This is a genomic window from Bradyrhizobium sp. ORS 278 (assembly GCF_000026145.1).
Taxonomy (GTDB): Bacteria; Pseudomonadota; Alphaproteobacteria; order Rhizobiales; family Xanthobacteraceae; genus Bradyrhizobium.
The window spans coordinates 1634115-1651083 of the sequence record NC_009445.1; the positions used below are offsets into that span (position 1 = coordinate 1634115).

Below are 16969 nucleotides of genomic sequence, written 5' to 3' on the forward strand. Positions count from 1 at the left end.
TGGAGATCCTCATGCTGCATTCCGTCAAGGATTGGGACAACGCCTACGCCAACGGCCCGAACATCCCCGGCGGCGAACGCTGGCCAGGGCTGTGGGTCGCGCCGGCGGACGCCTACCGCGCAGAGCTCGCGGGACAGGGCCGCGCGAAGCTCGACATCGCCTATGGTGCGCACGAGCGGCAGCGGCTCGATCTGTTCCTGCCCGCGGGGACGCCCAAGGGTCTCGTCGTGTTCGTGCATGGCGGCTACTGGATGCGGCTCGACAAGAGCTTCTGGTCGCATCTTGCGCGGGGCGGCAACGCGCACGGCTTTGCGGTCGCGATGCCGTCGTATCGGCTGTGTCCGGAGGTCGGCCTCGCCGACATCACCGCCGATGTCGCGCAGGCCATCGCGAAGGCGATGGACGAGGTCGACGGCCCGGTCGCGCTGACCGGCCATTCCGCCGGCGGCCATCTCGTCAGCCGCATGATCTGCCGTGGCGCGCCGTTATCCGCCGAGCGGCAGGCGCGCATCTCAAGCGTGGTCTCGATCTCCGGCCTGCACGATCTGCGCCCGCTGCGGCGGACCGCGATGAATGAGACGCTGCATATCGACGATGCCACCGCGTTGCGCGAGAGCCCCGCGCTGCTGGTGCCCGTCGATGGCGTTGATGTCACCGCCTGGGTCGGCGGCGCCGAGCGCAACGAATTCCGTCGCCAGGCCCAGCTGCTCGCCAATATCTGGACGGGGCTCGGTGCATCCACGGCCTATGTCGAGGCGCCGGACCGGCATCATTTCGATGTGATCGATGAGCTCGCAGATCCGGAGAGCGGGCTGGTGAAGGCGTTGTTGGGACGATAGCAGCGCACTCGTCATGTGAGACCGCGATGGCGGCAGCTATCGCCGTCTCGACTGCACGTGAGAACACAATCGTCAAAACCAATTACTGCTATCGACATAACTCATTATGGAATGACCTCAGGGCTGGCTAGTCTCATCGCACAATGAACGCTGATGTCCACCCGCATCGTTGCGGATGGACCGGTTCTCACCTTGACGAGAGGCATCGATGCCAGTCCGCCGTCCGACGGCACCCGAGTTGCAGCAAGCTGCGCGTGAGATCGGCCTCGATCTCGATGATGCCGATGCGCTGTCGTTTCTCGCGCTGATGCAGGGCCAGCTCGACGCCTATGATCTCGTCGATGGCATGACCGCTCCGCTGCCTGAGGTCAAATATCCAAGACCTCCGGGCGTCCGTCCGGCGCCGGAGGCCAATCCGTTCGGCGCCTGGGCGGTCACCACACATATTCGTGGCGCTTCGGAGGGGAAGCTCAAGGGCAAGCGCGTCGCCATCAAGGACAATGTCTGCGTTGCCGGCGTGCAGATGATGAACGGCGCCACCATTCTCGAAGGCTACGTGCCGGAGATGGATGCGACCATCGTCACGCGTCTGCTGGACGCAGGCGCCGATATCCTCGGCAAGGCGGTCTGCGAGTATTACTGCGCCTCCGGCGGCAGTCACACCTCCGCCAATGGCGTCGTCGAAAATCCTGTTGTGCCCGGCTACAATGCCGGCGGATCGTCATCGGGATCCACGGCCCTGGTGATGGCTGATATCGTCGACATGGCGACCGGAGGCGATCAGGGCGGCTCGATCCGAATTCCCGCGTCTTATTGTGGCGCGGTCGGTCTCAAGCCCACGCACGGCCTCGTGCCTTATACGGGAATTTTTGCAGTCGAGCTCACCGTCGATCACGCCGGGCCGATCACCCGCACCGTGGCGGACAATGCGCTGATGCTGGAAGTCATGGCGGGGCCCGATGGCCTCGATCCGCGGCAGCGTGGCGCGGCCGCGCAGCCCTACACACAGGCACTGTCGCAAGGCGCGGCAGGGTTGCGGATCGGCATCGTGCCCGAAGGGTTCGGCACGGCCGGCGCCGAGAGCGAGGTCGACGACCGTGTGCGCGAGGCGGCGGGCCGCCTCCAGGCGAAGGGGGCGGATATTCGCGAGGTCTCCGTCCCGCTCCATGCCGCCGGCGCGGCGATTTGGACGCCAATCTTTCTCGAAGGCGCCACCGATCTGATGATGCGTGGCAACGCCTATGGCACCAACATGAAAGGCGTGTTTCTCGAAAGTCTGCTCGATGCCCATGCGCGCTGGCGCGATCGGGCGGGCGAGCTGTCGGACACGCTGAAGCTCGGCATCCTGACCGGCCACTACATGTCGTCGCGCAACCGTGGCCGCTACTACGGCAAGGCGCAGAACCTCAACCGTCTGCTCACGGCAGATTATGATCGCGCGCTCGGGCAGGCCGACGTGCTGCTGATGCCGACCACGCCGATGGCGGCGACGCGGCTGCCTGCCGCCGGAGCGTCGCGCGAGGAGATCATCGGCCGTGCCTTCGAGATGGTCGGCAACACCGCGCCGACCTGTCTCACCGGCCATCCCGCGATTTCCGTTCCCGTCGGAAAGACCTCCGACGGCCGGCCGATCGGCGCGATGCTGATCGCGCGTCATCTCGACGAGATGACGCTGTACCGCGCCGCCGCGGCGCTGGAGGCGTGCTATCAGTAGGGATGCTGCGGATCGGTCTACGGCAGCAGTGGCAACAGCCCAGCGAGCTCAGACAATCCCCGGATCCGGTGGTCGGGCGCGAGCCCGAGCTCGTCCATCTGCGTTCGCATCGCCTTGAACATCGTCAGCGGAGGGACGACTGTGCTGCGCTCGCAAGCCGCGGCCATCGCTTCGGGCGTGACCCGCTCGATCCAGGCGACGTTCAGCCCGAAGGCTTTAGCTCCGATTGCGTCCCACGGATTGGAGCTGACGAACAGGACGTCGGCGGGCATGGCGCCGAGTTCGGACTCGATCAAGGAATAGGCTTCGGGGCTGGGCTTGAAGATCCTCCTGGCATCGACGCTGATGGTCTTGTCGAGCAGGCGATCGAGCCCGGTGTTTCGGATCAAGGCATTCAACATCGCTGGCGCGCCGTTCGAGAGGATCGCGAGCTTGCGTCCCTGGAGATGGTTCAGGGCCGGCAGCGCGTCCGGGTAGAGATCGAGGTGGACGTATTTGTCCATGATCGTTCCGAGCAGCGCCTCTTCGTAGCGAAGTCCGAGAATCCGCAGCGTGTAGATCAGGGACTGCCGGGTGACCGTCTCGAAATCCTCGTAGCGCCGCATCAGCGAGCGCAGCCAAGTGTATTCGAGCTGCTTCATGCGCCAGATCTGCGTGATCATGTCGCCATGGCCCGGAAAGGCCGCATCGGTGACCGCCGCCACGGATTGGATGTCGTAGAGCGTGCCGTAAGCGTCGAAGACCACGGTGTTGATCGCCACGGGACCTGTCCTTGTGTCGGGAGCGGGCTGCGCCCGGAGGGCTGATACGAGTTCCGCCAGCCGATGGCGCAAGTCTGGTCTTTACGAAGCGTGGCCCGGCCGACAAAGTGAATAATGACGATGTGAGTATCGTCTTTTTCGATAGCGGGGATTGTCGTGAACTTCGATATCGACTGCCTCAGATCGTTTCTCGTCATCGCCGACACGATGAGCTTTTCGCGCGCAGCCGAGACCGTCGGCCGGTCGCAATCGACGATCAGCCAGCAGATGACCAAGCTCGAAATGCAGGTCGGCAAGCCGCTGCTGACGCGGCGGAAGGGCCGGGTGCTGGAGCTGACACCCGAGGGCGACCGCTTCGTGCAATACGCACGGCGCATCCTGCAGCTCAATGACGAGGCCTATGCGTCGATGCGCGACGACGTCCTGGTTGGATTCGTCCGGCTCGGCGTTCCGCTCGATTTCTTCGGACGCGACTTTACGACCTGGCTCGCGCGGTTCAAGAGAAAGAATCCGATGGTCGGTATCGAGGTGGAGGCCAACCAGTCAGAAAACCTGATGAAGCGCAGCGCCCGCGGCGAGTTCGATCTCGCGTTCTTCAAACAGGACGTCGGCGCCCGGGCCGGCACCTCGATGCTGACGGAGCAACTGGTTTGGGTCAGCGGCCCGAACTACAGCCCGGATGATGCATCCATCCCGCTTGTTCTGTTCCCGGAAGGCTGCGCTTACCGGCGCTTCGCGCTGTCGTCGCTGAAGCAGCACGACCGGCGCTGGCACCTCAGCTTCGTCAGTCCGAGTTTCGAGTGCCTGAAGGCGGCGACGCTCGAAGGGTTGGGCATCACGGTTCTGGCACGCGCACTGGTGCAGCCGCCGCTGCGCATCATCCGGCAGGATCTCGGTCTTCCCCGCCTGCCTCCCGTCGAGCTCGCCTACGCCCGCGGGCGGACCAACTCCCGGACGGTGGGGGAGTTGACGACGTTCCTCGCCGACAGGCTGGCGGGAGCGGGCCTGCCGGCGTAATGGCCGCAGGTCGCGCGGAAATCACCCCTCCGCCACCGCATCGCCCCAGGCATGCGCGATCTCCGTCGCGCCGCTGTTCGTTACGCCGTCGCGCAGCACGATGCTGGGGCAGGCGAACTTCATCGGCATGGTCTGCACCGGTGCCGGCACGGTTTCGAACTTCGCCGTGAGCGCACTCATCACCTCCGCCGGCAGCCGCGTGTCGGCGCCGACCACGTCGCCCTCGCTTGCGTCGATGCGGGGCTGATGGATCGCAGCGTCCAAGTCCATACGATAGTCCATCACGAAGGACAGCATCTGCGCCACGGCCGGGAGAATGCGGCGGCCGCCAGAGGCGCCCAGTGCGAGGCGACGGCCGTCGGCGGTTTCGGCCACGACCGGCGTGTAGTTGGTGAGGCAGCGCTTGCCCGGCGCCAGCGAGTTGGTCGTGCCCGGCGTCGGGTCGAACCACATGATGCCGTTGTTCATCATGATGCCGCTCTGCGGCGCCTGGAACTTCGAGCCGAAGCCGGACAGCAGGGTCTGCGTCACCGCGGCCATGTTGCCGTCGCGGTCGACGACCGAATAATGCGTGGTGCAGGCCGGCGCGAGATATTCGGCGCCGAGCGCACGCTTGCCGGGCGCATCGCCCATGTCGTTGAGCCGCTCGCGATAGGCCGACTGCATCGCTTCCGCATAGGCGATGAAGGCGCCTGCGTCCGGAGCCTTGCCTGCAGGCTCGATGCTCGTCTGCATCAGCCGAAGCGCATGCGCCAAGGTTGGTCCGGCGGTGAGCTCCGGCGTCGCGAACACCGCGCCGCCGCGATAGGGAATGCGCAAGGGATCACGGACCTGCGCGGCGAACGCGGCGAGATCCTCGACCGAGAGTGCGCCGCCGGCGGCCTGGATGTCGCGGGTCAGCGACCGCGCGATGTCGCCCTGGTAGAAGTCGCGCGCGCCGGTGCTGGCGAGATGCGCCAAGGTCGCCTTGAGCTGCTCCTGCGGCAGCCGCGTGATCGCCTTGGCGCCCCATTGCGGGTTCGGCGGCAGGCCGTCCTTCAGATAGGCCGCGGCGCTGCCCGCATAACGGCGCAGGTCGGCGGCGCAGCTTGAGATCATCACGGTGGTCCACCAGTCCACCAGCAGCCCCTCGGCGGCCAGCGCGACGCTCGGCGCGACGAGGTCCTGCCAAGGCAGCCTGGCGTAGCGGCGGTACGCCATGTCCATGCCGGCCACCACGCCGGGCACCGCGATCGCGCCAGGGCCGTGCAGGTTGCGGTCGTCCTTGACGCGGGGCCACGGGAAGATGTCGGGGGACACGCTGCCGTCATTGGTCAGCGGGTAGTCCTCGACGCGCAAACTGTCCGGCGCGCGCATGCCGTAGTCGATCACCTCGACCTTGTTATCCTTGGCGCGGTACAGCACCATGGCGCCGCCGCCGCCCAGCCCGCTCATCCACGGCTCGACGACGCCGAGCGCGAAGCCGGTCGCCACGACGGCATCGATGCAGTCGCCGCCGGCGGCCAGCACCTCGGCACCGATCTCGGCCGCGCGCCGCGACTGCGCCGCGACGATGCCACCCTTGCTGGTCACCGCCGGCTTGCGGATCTGCTGGCGATTGGAAAACTGGTACGGCATGGGATTCCCCTTCGATCCACCTCATTCGTCGGGCAAATTGACACCGGCCGGCGCCGCCGCACAATCGGCAACGGCGCCTGCCTCCTCAGCTCAGATCGAAGGCCCTCGAAAGCATTGAGGATTAATTTACCATTTGGAACTAGGGTCGTCGGCAGACCAGATCGATCTCGATCAGCGCGTCATAGGCGAGGCCGGTGACGCCGACGCAGGTGCGGGCCGGCAGCCGATCCGCGGGGAAGAATGAACGGTAGGTTTCATTCATTGCCGCGTAATCGCGCTTGAACTCGGTCAGGTAAATCCGAGACATCACAATGTGTTCGAGGCCGAGGTTGAGACCTTGGAGGATGTACTTCAAGTTCTGCATCACCGCCTTCGTCTGATCCACGATCCCCTCCGGCAGCACACCCTTCGCCTCCGGTGAGTCCGGCATCTGTCCGGTGACGAACACGAAACCGTCGGTCTCCACGGCATGGCTGAACGGCGCCACGGGCTTTGTGGCGCCAGGGATCATGTGGAACTGCATGAAGGGTCCTTTCTTTCAGTGAATGAGTAGGGTGGGCAAAGCGGCGCCGCAGGCGACGCGTGCCCACCATCTGAGCGGCGGTGGGCACGGCGCGGGACAAATCATCTGATACGGCAGCAGAGCGGGCGCGCCTTTGCCCACCCTACTAATCTTGTGAGGTCAATCCGCATCCTCGAACAGCCGCTTGCTCAGGATCGCGTGGACGCCCCAATTGCCGTCGACCACCTGCGTGACGCCGAAATCGACCGCCGCCGACATCAGCGCCACCGCCTCGTCCTCGCTGAGCCCTTTGATGTGCATGAGGAAGCGGCGCATCTTGCGGAACGCGTCCTTCATCGCGAGGTCGAGCGACGATTTGGCGTAGACCTCGCTCTGGCCCTGCGCGCCGAACTCGGCCAGATAGTTCGGATGGCTGAAGCCGGTCAGCACCCAGTCGGTTTCGGTCTCGATCAGCGGATAGGTGAGATCGGCAAAGGGTTTGCCGGCGAGCTGCGTCTTCTTGTGGAGGATGACCTGGAAGGTGCCGGTCATCGAGCATTCGATCGCGGTGCCGCCGAGCTCGCCGTCGCCTTGCGTCGCATGGGGATCGCCGACCGACAGCAGGGCGCCGGGCACCGCGACCGGCAGATAGACAGTCGATCCCTTGCCGAGTCGCCAATTGTCGAGATTGCCGCCGAAATAGGACGGCGGAATCGAATCGACGAAATCGACTTCGCGCGGCGCCACCGCGATGACGCCGAAATGGGGTCGCAGGGGAATGCGGATGTTGTCGAGCACGCCGTGGCGGCGCTTGATGCTCCCGGGCGCGACCGGCACGCCGGGATAGTCGTAGGTCGCATGCACCACGCCGGCCGGATCGGTCTGCGGCTCCCAACGATAGGAGTACAGCGCGCGTGCATGCGGCTCGGGATCACCGGCGAAGATCTCGTAGATCGTCACGGCCTCGCGCGGCGCTGGGGCTGCGATCAGCTCGTTGTAATGATAGCCCCACCATGCCGCGACGCTGGAGCCGAACACCCGGCCCCGGTGCTTCGGGCTGCGGCTCAGCCGCGGCACGATGTCGAGGATGCGGACCTCGAGCACGTCGCCGGGCTGCGCATCCTTGATCGCCACCGGGCCGGTGCAGATGTGCACGCCAAAGCCTTCGCCGGCGCCGCGGCCGAACACGCTGGCATCCATCGGCCCGGCGCCACGGCGATCGACATTCTTCCTGGTCTTGCTCCAGCCGAACACGCTGAGCGCGCCGTCGTCGCCCGCGATCATCAGCTCCGGATCATCGGAAGCATGCTGGGTCAGTGTTTCCACGGTGATCGTGTCGCCGGAGGCGATCTCGAGCTGTGGCGGCAGCGAGCGGCTGAAATAGCCCCAATGCACGCGCTCCGCGGACACCGCGAGATGATGATGCCGTTGCCGCGCGTCCTGGTCGTTGGCCGGGGCGGGCAGGGCGGTGCTGCTTTTCAGGGAGGCCTGCGTCTGGCAGCCGCGCTGTTGCGCCAGCGCGTCCTGCGGCCAGCCGCGTTGGCCCCGCGGCGCCGCTGATGTCACCGCCTGCTCGGCCTTCTGCTGGCGGAACTCGCGCGGCGACAGGCCGAAGCGGGCGCGAAAGCTGCGGCTGAAATGGGCCGAATCGGCGAAGCCGTAGCGATAGGCGATTTCGGAGATCGAATGATGCGCCTCGGCCGGATTGGAGAGATCGGTCCAGGCGCGCTGCAGACGCCGTTCCTTGACGTAGTGCGTGAAGTTGTCGCCGGCGCCCTCGAACAGTTTCTGCAGATATCGCTCGGAGATGCCCTCGGCTTGCGCGACGCGCGTCGGCGTCAGCTCGGCATCGTCGAGCTCTCGCTCGATCGCCTGGCAGATCCGGTGCAGGATCGCCGCTTGGGTCGCGCTGCTCCCGGTCTCCGATGTCGGCACGGCCTGCTGATGCGCGAGCGTGAGCAAGAGATCAACCAGACTTTGCGCCACCGTGCTCCATTCGGCTTCGCTCAACATGTCGAGCGTCCGCGCGGTCGCCTCGATGGTGCGGCAGACGACGTCGGCGAGCCCGCTCGGCGCGATTACCTGTGGCCTGGCGAATTTCAGCTTGCCACTGATGCGGCCGTGCAAGGCGGCTGAGGTGACCGACAGCACGATCGCGCGCAGGTCCCGCTGGAACGCGAGGCTCCAATCGGCCGTGCGCGGCAGCAAGATGAGATGCCCGGACGGAATGATGCGATGCGTGTCGCCGCAGCGGAGCACGGCGCCATCCTCGATCGCAAGCAGCGCGATCGGCAGGTCCTCCTGGACCTGCGGAACCGCCGCGACAGCCTGCGCGCCCGCGGACAGCCGCGACAGCGCGATCCCCGGCGCGCTGCGATGCGAGGCGGTCGCGTGCCCGTCATCGAACGGCGATTTGGCGGCCGGCTGCAGCCCGGCCGCATTCAGCACATCGCGCCACGCCTCGGGGCGCTCGCCCTGCGCATAGGATTCGCTGGTGAACGGACGGAAACTCATGGCACGCCCCGGGTTCGGGACGTCGAAGCAACCCCCGTGCCAGATGAGCTCCACTGTCGGTCGCGGGCCCGTGATGCTCAGTGTTCTTCTCATGTGCTTCTGGCAATCGACGCTGTCGCCTCATGCGCGGCGCGTTCCCCTCCCCCTTGCGGGAAGGGTCAGGGGTGGGGGCCATGGCGGCAGTGTCGCTTGGGGTTCCCCCACCCCAGCCCTCCCCCGCAAGCGGGGGAGGGAGCGCACGGTCCATGGGGCGAGAGCTTGCGTCACGTCGACATCAATCACACCGGAACACGTTCTTCCGGATCGTCCCGTGCACGCCCCAATTTGCATCGACGACCTGCGTCACGCCGAAATCGGCGCCGACCGACATCAGCGAGATCGCCTCATCCTCGCTCAGATGATGCACCGTCATCAGGAAGCGGCGGAGCTTGCGGAAGGCGTCGCGCATGGCGCGGTCGAGGCTGGAGTGGTTGGCGATCTCGGTCTGCGCGTTGGCGCCGAGCTCGGCGAGATAGTTCGGATAGGTGAAGCCGTAGACCGACCAGGCCTCGCTGGTCTCGAGCAGCGGATGCGTCAGGCCTTCGAGCTGGGTGCCGCCGAGATCGTTCTTCTTGTGCAGGATGAACTCGAAGTCGCCGGTCAGCGAGGTTTCGATCGCCGTGCCGCCGAGCTCGCTGTCGCCCTGTGCGGCATGGGGATCGCCGACCGAGAAATAGGCGCCGGGCACGGCGACCGGATAATACATCCGCGCGCCCTTGCCGATGCGCCAGTCGTCGATGTTGCCGCCGGTATAGCTCGGCGGGATCGAGGAGACATAGTCGGCTTCCGACGGCGCCAGCCCCATGGTGCCGAAATGCAGCCGCGCCGGCACCTTGATGCCGGGCAGGATGTTCTCGCGCTTCTTGATCGTGGTGTGGTCGACCGGCACGCCGGGATAGTCGATGGTCGGATGCACGATGCCGTCCGGATCGGTCTGCGGCGTCCAGACGTAGTTGTAGACGGCCTTGGCGAACGGCTCGCCTGCCGTGTCGAGCTCGAAGATGGTGACGACCTCGCGCGGCTTCGGCTCCTCGATCAGATCATGATAGTGGAAGCCCCAATTGGCGGCGGCGTTGGAGCCGAAGCATTTGCCGGCGTGGCAGCCGCATTGGCTCGGCCGGGGCCGGATGTCGAGGATGCGCACCTCCAGCACGTCGCCGGGCTCGGCCCCTTCGATCGCCACCGGGCCGGTCAGGAGATGCACGCCGATTCCTTCGCCGGAGCCGCGGATGAACGGGCCTTCGGTCGGCCCCGAACCGCGCCGCGCCACGGCCTTGTGTTCCTTCGTCCACTTGAACACGCTCTCGGCACCGGGATCGTCCTTGATCATGCGCTCGTAGTCGTCATTGGCGTGATGCGTCAGCGTCTCGATCGTGGCGCGGTCGCCGGAGCGCAAGGTGAGAGCGGGTGTCACCACCTTGGAGAAATAGCCCCAGTGAACGGTCTTGTTGGACACCGGCAGCAGATGGTGCTTCATGCGAGGGCCTCTTTGCTCAGAGATCGAGGATGTTGAGAAATCGGTGGGGCGCGCTCATGCGACCGCGTCCTTCGGCCGCTCGGCCTCCATCACCGAGAGGAAGCGGGCGGTCAGCGGGTGGCGCGGGTTGGTCAGCACCTCATGTGCCGGTCCCTGTTCGAGGATCACGCCGCCATTGAGGAAGGCGACGCGGTCGGCGACCTCGTCGGCGAAGCGGATCTGATGCGTCGAGATGATCATGGTGAGCCCGTCGTCGATCGCGAGCCGGCGGATCACCTCGAGCACCTCGTTGACCAGCTCGGGATCGAGCGCCGACGTCGGCTCGTCCAGCAGCAGCACGCTCGGATTCGGCGCCAGCGCGCGGGCGATTGCGACCCGTTGCTGCTGGCCGCCGGAGAGATGCCGCGGCAGCGCATCGGCGCGGTGCGACAGCCCGACGCGCTCGAGCAGTTCGAGCGCGCGGCGTTCGGCCTCGAAGCGGCCCATGCCGTGCACCCAGCGCAGGGGACCGGCGACGTTCTCCTTGGCAGTGAGATGGCCGAACAGATTGAACTGCTGGAACACCATGCCGACGCCGACGTTAGCGCGCTCATTGGCGATCGCGCGCGGCGACAGCTTGCGGCCCTTGTCGTCGAAGCCGAGCTTGCGGCCGCCGACGCGGATCTCGCCGGAGTCCCAGTTCTCCAGATGATTGATGCAGCGGAGCAGCGTGCTCTTTCCAGAGCCGGAAGGACCAAGCAGCGCGATCACCTCGCCGATGCGCACGGTCAGATCGAGCCCGTCGAGCACCTTGTTGCCGTCATAGGCCTTGCGCAAATCCTTCACCTCGACCGCGACATTGTTGCGGGCGATCGTGGCGGCACGACGGGCGCGGTCTTCGATCGAGAGCGCGAGCGTGGGCGTCTCCTTCAGCTCGGCAGGCTCGGGTGGTGCAGCCTCGATAGCCGGGGAGATCTTCTCTGCCAGCTCCAGCTTGGTCGCGAGATCGACGCGGCGCCATGGCAGGTAGTCCGCCAGCTTGCGCTGTTTCGCCGTGCGGTCGAGATCAAGCATCCACTCCAGTGCGAGCTGGATGACGCTGATGGCGCCGGTCAGGCCGAGATAGAGCAAGCCGGAGGCGAAGAAGATCGAGAAGAAGTCGAAGGTGGAGGACGCCAGCTGCGTCGAGCGCAGGGTCAGCTCCTGCACGGCGATCACGGAGGCGAGCGAGGAGTTCTTCAGGGCGCTCACCGCCTCGTTGCCGAAAGCGGGGATCATGGTGCGGATCGCCTGCGGCGCGATGATCCGGCGCATCAGGACGCCCGGCGTCATGCCGAGAGCCTGGCCTGCCAGCAGCTGGCCGCGATCGACACCGAGCACGCCAGAGCGCAGCATCTCGGCGATGAACGGCGCCTCGTTGCAGGCGAGCGCAAGGCCTGCGGCCAGCACCGCCGGCAGCTTGATGCCGATATGCGGCAGCGCATCGTAGGCGAACACCATCTGCAGGATCAGCGGCGTGCCGCGAAAGATCACGGTGTAGCCGCGCGCGATCGCTGCCAAGAGCCAGAACCGGCTGAGCTGCATCGCCGCGAGGATGAGACCGAGAACAAGTCCGCCGATCAGGCCGAGCGCGGTGACCTGCAGGGTCAGCTCGATGCCCTGGATCAGATACGGCATGCTGAGATAGTGCAGGAAAAGGGACATGAGAGGCGGCCTGCGAGGTGCTTAGTGCGTAGGGTGGGCAAAGGCGCGACGCGCCGTGCCCACCGTGATCATCGTGTGGAAGCAATGGTGGGCACGCTGCGCTTTGCCCACCCTACGAAGTTGATCAGAGTCGGCTCACGCATGTGGTCGCGCAGGACATGCTGCGCTCCCTCCCCCCTTGTGGGGGAGGGCTGGGGAGGGGGTAGCCCAGGAAAGACTGCCGCTGTGGACCCCACCCCCGACCCCTCCCCGCAAGGGGGAGGGGAGCGCACCGTCGCTGCGGCAGCAGCTTCGCTTTTGGAACCGCAGGCCTATCAGTCCGCCGTCAGGATATCAGGCTCCTTGAAGTTCGCCGGATCGAGCTCCCACTTCTTCAACAGCTCCTGGTGGATGCCGGCCTTCTGCACCTCGATCAGTGCGGCCATCACGGCATCGCGGAACTTGGGCTTGTCCTTGGGCACGGCAATGCCGACCGAATAGGGGATGGTCACGGCGATCGCCTTCTCCAGCTTGTCCGGATAGGCCTTCACCGCCTGGTCGACCGTGTTGACGTCGTTGACATAGGTGTCGGCGCGGCCGGCCAGGATGGCCTGAATGCAGTTGGCGTTGTTGTCGTAGAGCTGAAGTGTCGGCTCCGGCTTGCCCGCCTCTTTGCACTTGGGCCCGAGCTCCTGGATCAGCGGCACCTCGACATAGCCGGTGTTCTCGGCCGCGGCCGCGCCGCACATCGACATGTTGATGCCATTGATGCCCTTCGGGTTGCCCTTGGCGACCAGTACGCCGTCGAACACCTTGGAATAGGTGATGAAGTCGGCGGCCTTGGCGCGCTCCTTGGTGGCGTAGATATCGGAGATCACGATGTCGGCCTGGCCGCTCGCCAGCGTGGTCAGCAGCGCGGCGAAGGTCACCGGCTTGTAGGTGAGCTTGAAGCCGAGGCAGTCGCCGATGGCTTCGCCGAGATCGATGTCGAAGCCGACATATTTGCTTGGATCCTTCGGGTCGATCGACTCATAGCCCGGCGTGTGCGGGTTGATGGCGTTGACCAGAGTCTTGCCCTTCCAATCCGGATATTTCTCCGCCAGGGCCGCACAGCCCGCGGGCGTTGCGGCCTGCGCGTCGATCGGCGCGAGAAGTCCTGCCGCGATGATGGCGCCGAGTGCGGCAAGCCACGCGCGCCGCGCTCCAGTGAATAGCCTTGTCTGCATGTTGCCAGCTCCTTCGAACGATGATGTCGCGCTGGTCCGGCGGTGCATGGGTGCCGACGCCCCGGTCCAAGCTCGGACGAAGCTTAGGTGCGCGCCCGCGCGGATGACTTGTCCCTGGACGCACAAAAAATTGGATCGCGGCGGTGCAAGAATTGAGCAGCCATTGCCCAAAATGACGCCTCTGCGGATGGGCTGCTGCTCGGAAGGGGGATCTCCGGTGTGCGAGAAAAATTCCTGTAATCAGAAGTCGTGTGCAGGACACGACCGAGTCCAATGTCCTGGCAAATGGATGATGGGACCCTGGCTGTCATCGTCCGCGAAAGCGGACGATCCAGTACGCCGTGACATCTCGATCCAATTTCTTCTGCCGCGGCGTACTGGATGCCCCGCTTTCGCGGAGCATGACAGCGGTGGAGATGACGAGAACTCGACACGGGAACAACCGGCTTTTAGGAAGAGCTCGTTTAGCGCCGAGATGGCGAGATCAGAGACACACGCGCCAGGATCGTGGCACCGCATGTCGCGTGCCCATGCGCATGTGCATCGCGATAAGCCCTCCCGCGGGCTTGGCGGGCGCGGAGCCGCCGACTACGATGCCGCCGCACAAGCTGTCCTTTGTTTGTTGAGGTGTCTGCGATGCTGTTCCGTTTTACGGGACACCTGTCTATCGGCTCTTTCGCAGTGCGGACCCTGATCGTCGTCGCCTATGCCATCATCTTCGCGCCGGTCGTGATGATCGTGATGACCAGCTTCTTCGCGCAGGAGATCGTCAGCTTCCCGCCGCAGGCGCTGTCACTGAAATGGTACGCGAACGCGCTCAGCAAGCCGGAATTCCTGCGCGGCCTTGTCACCAGCTTCCAGGTGGCGCTGCTTGCGACGGCCATCGGCGTGCCGCTCGGCACCGCCGCGGCGCTTGCCATCGTGCGCGGCGAATTCCGCGGGCGGAAGGCGCTGTCGTCGTTCCTGCTGGCGCCGCTCGCGGTGCCCGGCGTGGTCGCCGGTTCCGGGCTCTACATGTTTTACGTGCTGGCCGAGGATCTCCTCGACCGCGACATCAAGGCGACGACGGAGGGCCTCGTCGCCGCGCATACGCTGTTGGCCATTCCATGGACGGTGCGCCTCGTGGTCGCCAGCCTGCAAGGCCTCGACCGCGCCGCGGAGGAGGCCGCCGCCAATCTCGGCGCCAGCCCGTTCACGGTGTTCCGCCGCATCACGCTGCCGATGATGCGCTCGGGGATCGTGGCGGCCGCGATGTTTTCCTTCATTCAGAGTTTTGAGAATCTCGATCTGTCGATGCTGCTGGTCGGACCCGGACGGATCACGCTTCCCGTGGCCATGCTCAACTACCTCGAATTCCGCATCGATCCGACGCTCGCCGCCGTCGCCACCGTGCAGATCGCGCTGGTCGGCCTGCTGATGGTGATCACCGACCGCTTCGTCAAGCTGTCGCGGGTGGTGTGATGGCGCAACTCACTCTCGAGAAGCTCACCAAGCGCTTCGGCACATCGATCGGCGTCGAGAGCCTCGATCTCTCGGTCAACCAGGGCGAGCTCGTTGCGCTGCTCGGTCCGTCCGGCTGCGGCAAGACGACGACCTTGCGCATGGTCGCCGGCTTCCTGCCGCCGACCAGCGGCCGCGTAAAGTTCGACCGCGAGGACGTCACGCTTCTGCCGGCCTACAAGCGGGCCACCGGCATGGTGTTCCAGTCCTACGCGCTGTTTCCGCATATGAGCGCGGCTGACAATGTCGGCTTCGGCCTGGAGATGCGCGGCCTCAACGCGGCCGAGCGCAAGACGAAGATCGCGGAGGCGCTGAAGCTGGTGCGGCTGTCGCATCTCGCCGACCGGCTGCCGCGGCAATTGTCCGGCGGCCAGCAGCAGCGTGTGGCGCTGGCGCGCGCGCTGGTGATCAATCCGCGCATCTTCCTGCTCGACGAGCCCCTGTCGAATCTTGACGCCAAGCTGCGCGCCGAGGTGCGGCTGGAGATCCGCGCGCTGCAGCAACGGCTCGGCCTGACGACCTTGATGGTGACGCATGACCGCGAGGAGGCGCTCACCATGGCCGATCGCCTCGTGGTGATAGAGGGCGGCCGCGTGCGCCAGATCGGCACGCCGCAGCAGCTCTACGATTCGCCTGTCGATGCGTTCGTGGCCGACTTCGTCGGACGCTGCAACATCCTGGCCGGCCGGCGTGCGAATGAGCGCGAGTTCCGCACCGGCGGCGGCCTGCTGCTCCCGGTCGATGTCGTCAGCGGCGAACGCGAGGATGCCGACGCCTTCGCGCTCCGCCCGGAACGGATTGGCATCGTGCCCGGCGACGCGGGCGAGGTGCGCGGCCGCGTGCAGGCGATCACCTATATGGGCGCGCAGACCGAATATGTCGTGGCGCTGGGCGACGAGACGCTGGTGGCCGTCAGGCCGACGCCGGACGCCGGCGAACCGCTGGCCGCGCTCAAGCCCGACGATACCGTGTCGCTGCAATGGGACCGCAAGGTCCCGCGTCTCGTGCCGCAAACATCCAAGTAGAAGTATTCATCCCAAGCGAGAGGTTCTCCCATGATTTCGCGACGTCACTTTCTCTCCGCCAGCGCCGGCATGGCCGCGCTGGCTTCCGGCATGCCGACGGCCCGCGCCGAGGGCGGACAGGTCGTGGTCGGCACCTGGGGCGGCGACTATGGCCAGTTGCTGTCGGATATCATCGACAAGCCTATCATGACGCCGAAGGGTTTTGAGATCGTGCAGGACGTCGGCAATGCCGATCCGCGCAAGACCAAGCTGCTCGCCGAGCGGCAGAGCCGGCGCGGCTCGATGGACGTCTCCTGCCTGTCCGACAACGACGCCTACATCGTGTCGCAGTCCGACGTGTTCGAGAAGATCGACGCGGCCCAGGTGAAGCGGCTCGACAAGGTGTTCCCGGAGCTGAAGAGCGAGATCGCGATCCCGCACATCTATTCGGCGCAGGTCATCCTCTACAACACCAACCAGGTGAAGACGCCGCCGCAATCCTTCGCGGATCTCTGGGATCCGAAATGGCGCGGCAAGATCGGTCTCGCCGACATTCTCTATCCCAACAACACGCTGGCCGCGGCGCTCGCCGGCGGCGGCGGCGTCAGCAATCTCGATCCGGCCGAGAAGAAGCTGATGGAATGGCGCTCGCTCGACGTGAAGATCTATCCGTCGAACGAGGCGCTGGCGGCGGCGCTGAAGTCGGAGGAGGTGTGGCTGACCACGATGTGGCTCGCGCGCGGCTTCATGTGGAAGAAGTCCGGCATTCCGCTCGCCCACGTCGTGCCGAAGGAAGGCACGCCCGCGATCGTGTTCCAGGCCTCGGTGCCGAAGAACGCCAAGAACAAGGCCGGCGGCTTCGCCTATCTCGACGCGATGCTCGACGCCAGGGCGCAAGGCGGCTTCGCCGACAAGATGGGCTATGTCCCGACCGTCACCGACGCGCCGCTGCCTGAAGATCTTGCCAAGCAGGTCAGCCTGACCGAGGCCGAGCGCGCGCGGCTCTTGAAACCGGACTACGCCTATGCCGCCGGGCGCGCGCAGCGCACGCTCGATTTCTGGAACAAGGAGTTCAAGGCCTGAGCCTTGCCTCATCG

General features: G+C 65.8%; 13 protein-coding genes. 6 read left to right on the forward strand and 7 right to left on the reverse strand.

The window, feature by feature from the left end; all coding sequences use genetic code 11:
• Nucleotides 1-11 precede the first annotated feature (11 nt).
• Together BRADO_RS07185 and BRADO_RS07190 are read left to right on the forward strand one after the other, a co-directional pair.
• Nucleotides 12-839 carry an alpha/beta hydrolase gene (locus BRADO_RS07185; RefSeq protein ID WP_011924644.1) on the forward strand — a complete coding sequence of 276 codons (828 nt, stop codon included), beginning with the start codon at nt 12-14 and terminating at the stop codon, nt 837-839.
• Nucleotides 840-1047: 208 nt separating this feature from the next.
• Nucleotides 1048-2553: an amidase gene (locus tag BRADO_RS07190; protein WP_011924645.1), complete on the forward strand. Its 1506-nt coding sequence runs from the start codon at nt 1048-1050 to the stop codon at nt 2551-2553.
• Between the two features lie 17 nt (nt 2554-2570).
• Here BRADO_RS07190 and BRADO_RS07195 read toward each other — a convergent pair whose 3' ends face one another.
• A complete protein-coding gene (locus tag BRADO_RS07195) occupies nt 2571-3314 on the reverse strand; it encodes a haloacid dehalogenase type II (protein WP_041756211.1) in 744 nt (247 codons plus the stop codon).
• A gap of 156 nt (nt 3315-3470) precedes the next feature.
• Between BRADO_RS07195 and BRADO_RS07200 the strand changes: the two genes are divergently transcribed.
• The gene (locus tag BRADO_RS07200) at nt 3471-4331 is read left to right on the forward strand and encodes a LysR substrate-binding domain-containing protein (protein WP_011924647.1); all 861 of its coding nucleotides are present in this window, start codon (nt 3471-3473) and stop codon (nt 4329-4331) included.
• Nucleotides 4332-4352: 21 nt separating this feature from the next.
• Here BRADO_RS07200 and BRADO_RS07205 read toward each other — a convergent pair whose 3' ends face one another.
• From BRADO_RS07205 to BRADO_RS07230, 6 genes are all read right to left on the reverse strand, one after another.
• On the reverse strand, nt 4353-5948 hold the full coding sequence (locus tag BRADO_RS07205; RefSeq protein WP_011924648.1) for a gamma-glutamyltransferase family protein: 1596 nt from the start codon (nt 5946-5948) through the stop codon (nt 4353-4355).
• Nucleotides 5949-6087: 139 nt separating this feature from the next.
• A complete protein-coding gene (locus BRADO_RS07210) occupies nt 6088-6471 on the reverse strand; it encodes a RidA family protein (protein ID WP_011924649.1) in 384 nt (127 codons plus the stop codon).
• A gap of 159 nt (nt 6472-6630) precedes the next feature.
• Complete coding sequence (locus tag BRADO_RS07215; RefSeq protein WP_041756212.1) at nt 6631-8964, reverse strand: acetamidase/formamidase family protein; 2334 nt, start codon at nt 8962-8964, stop codon at nt 6631-6633.
• A gap of 274 nt (nt 8965-9238) precedes the next feature.
• Complete coding sequence (locus BRADO_RS07220) at nt 9239-10480, reverse strand: acetamidase/formamidase family protein (RefSeq protein WP_011924651.1); 1242 nt, start codon at nt 10478-10480, stop codon at nt 9239-9241.
• A gap of 54 nt (nt 10481-10534) precedes the next feature.
• Complete coding sequence (locus BRADO_RS07225; RefSeq protein ID WP_011924652.1) at nt 10535-12163, reverse strand: amino acid ABC transporter permease/ATP-binding protein; 1629 nt, start codon at nt 12161-12163, stop codon at nt 10535-10537.
• Nucleotides 12164-12477: 314 nt separating this feature from the next.
• A complete protein-coding gene (locus BRADO_RS07230; RefSeq protein ID WP_011924653.1) occupies nt 12478-13368 on the reverse strand; it encodes an ABC transporter substrate-binding protein in 891 nt (296 codons plus the stop codon).
• A 636-nt stretch (nt 13369-14004) separates the two neighbouring features.
• On the opposite strand from BRADO_RS07230, the gene BRADO_RS07235 reads away from it, so the two are divergent.
• The 3 genes from BRADO_RS07235 to BRADO_RS07245 are packed head-to-tail and all read left to right on the forward strand — an operon-like array spanning nt 14005 to nt 16955.
• The gene (locus BRADO_RS07235; RefSeq protein WP_041756213.1) at nt 14005-14829 is read left to right on the forward strand and encodes an ABC transporter permease; all 825 of its coding nucleotides are present in this window, start codon (nt 14005-14007) and stop codon (nt 14827-14829) included.
• Nucleotides 14829-15893 carry an ABC transporter ATP-binding protein gene (locus BRADO_RS07240; protein ID WP_041756214.1) on the forward strand — a complete coding sequence of 355 codons (1065 nt, stop codon included), beginning with the start codon at nt 14829-14831 and terminating at the stop codon, nt 15891-15893. Before BRADO_RS07235 ends, BRADO_RS07240 begins: the two co-directional genes overlap by 1 nt.
• 30 nt (nt 15894-15923) lie before the next feature.
• A complete protein-coding gene (locus BRADO_RS07245; RefSeq protein WP_011924656.1) occupies nt 15924-16955 on the forward strand; it encodes a PotD/PotF family extracellular solute-binding protein in 1032 nt (343 codons plus the stop codon).
• Nucleotides 16956-16969 lie beyond the last annotated feature (14 nt).

Excerpts from the sequence above, each read along its gene's own strand:
- BRADO_RS07185 (WP_011924644.1), top strand. The coding sequence starts at position 12 with ATGCTGCATTCCGTCAAGGATTGGGACAACGCCTACGCCAACGGCCCG.
- BRADO_RS07190 (WP_011924645.1), top strand. The coding sequence starts at position 1,048 with ATGCCAGTCCGCCGTCCGACGGCACCCGAGTTGCAGCAAGCTGCGCGT.
- BRADO_RS07205 (WP_011924648.1), bottom strand. The coding sequence starts at position 5,948 with ATGCCGTACCAGTTTTCCAATCGCCAGCAGATCCGCAAGCCGGCGGTG.
- BRADO_RS07210 (WP_011924649.1), bottom strand. The coding sequence starts at position 6,471 with ATGCAGTTCCACATGATCCCTGGCGCCACAAAGCCCGTGGCGCCGTTC.
- BRADO_RS07215 (WP_041756212.1), bottom strand. The coding sequence starts at position 8,964 with ATGAGTTTCCGTCCGTTCACCAGCGAATCCTATGCGCAGGGCGAGCGC.
- BRADO_RS07220 (WP_011924651.1), bottom strand. The coding sequence starts at position 10,480 with ATGAAGCACCATCTGCTGCCGGTGTCCAACAAGACCGTTCACTGGGGC.
- BRADO_RS07225 (WP_011924652.1), bottom strand. The coding sequence starts at position 12,163 with ATGTCCCTTTTCCTGCACTATCTCAGCATGCCGTATCTGATCCAGGGC.
- BRADO_RS07230 (WP_011924653.1), bottom strand. The coding sequence starts at position 13,368 with ATGCAGACAAGGCTATTCACTGGAGCGCGGCGCGCGTGGCTTGCCGCA.
- BRADO_RS07235 (WP_041756213.1), top strand. The coding sequence starts at position 14,005 with ATGCTGTTCCGTTTTACGGGACACCTGTCTATCGGCTCTTTCGCAGTG.
- BRADO_RS07240 (WP_041756214.1), top strand. The coding sequence starts at position 14,829 with ATGGCGCAACTCACTCTCGAGAAGCTCACCAAGCGCTTCGGCACATCG.
- BRADO_RS07245 (WP_011924656.1), top strand. The coding sequence starts at position 15,924 with ATGATTTCGCGACGTCACTTTCTCTCCGCCAGCGCCGGCATGGCCGCG.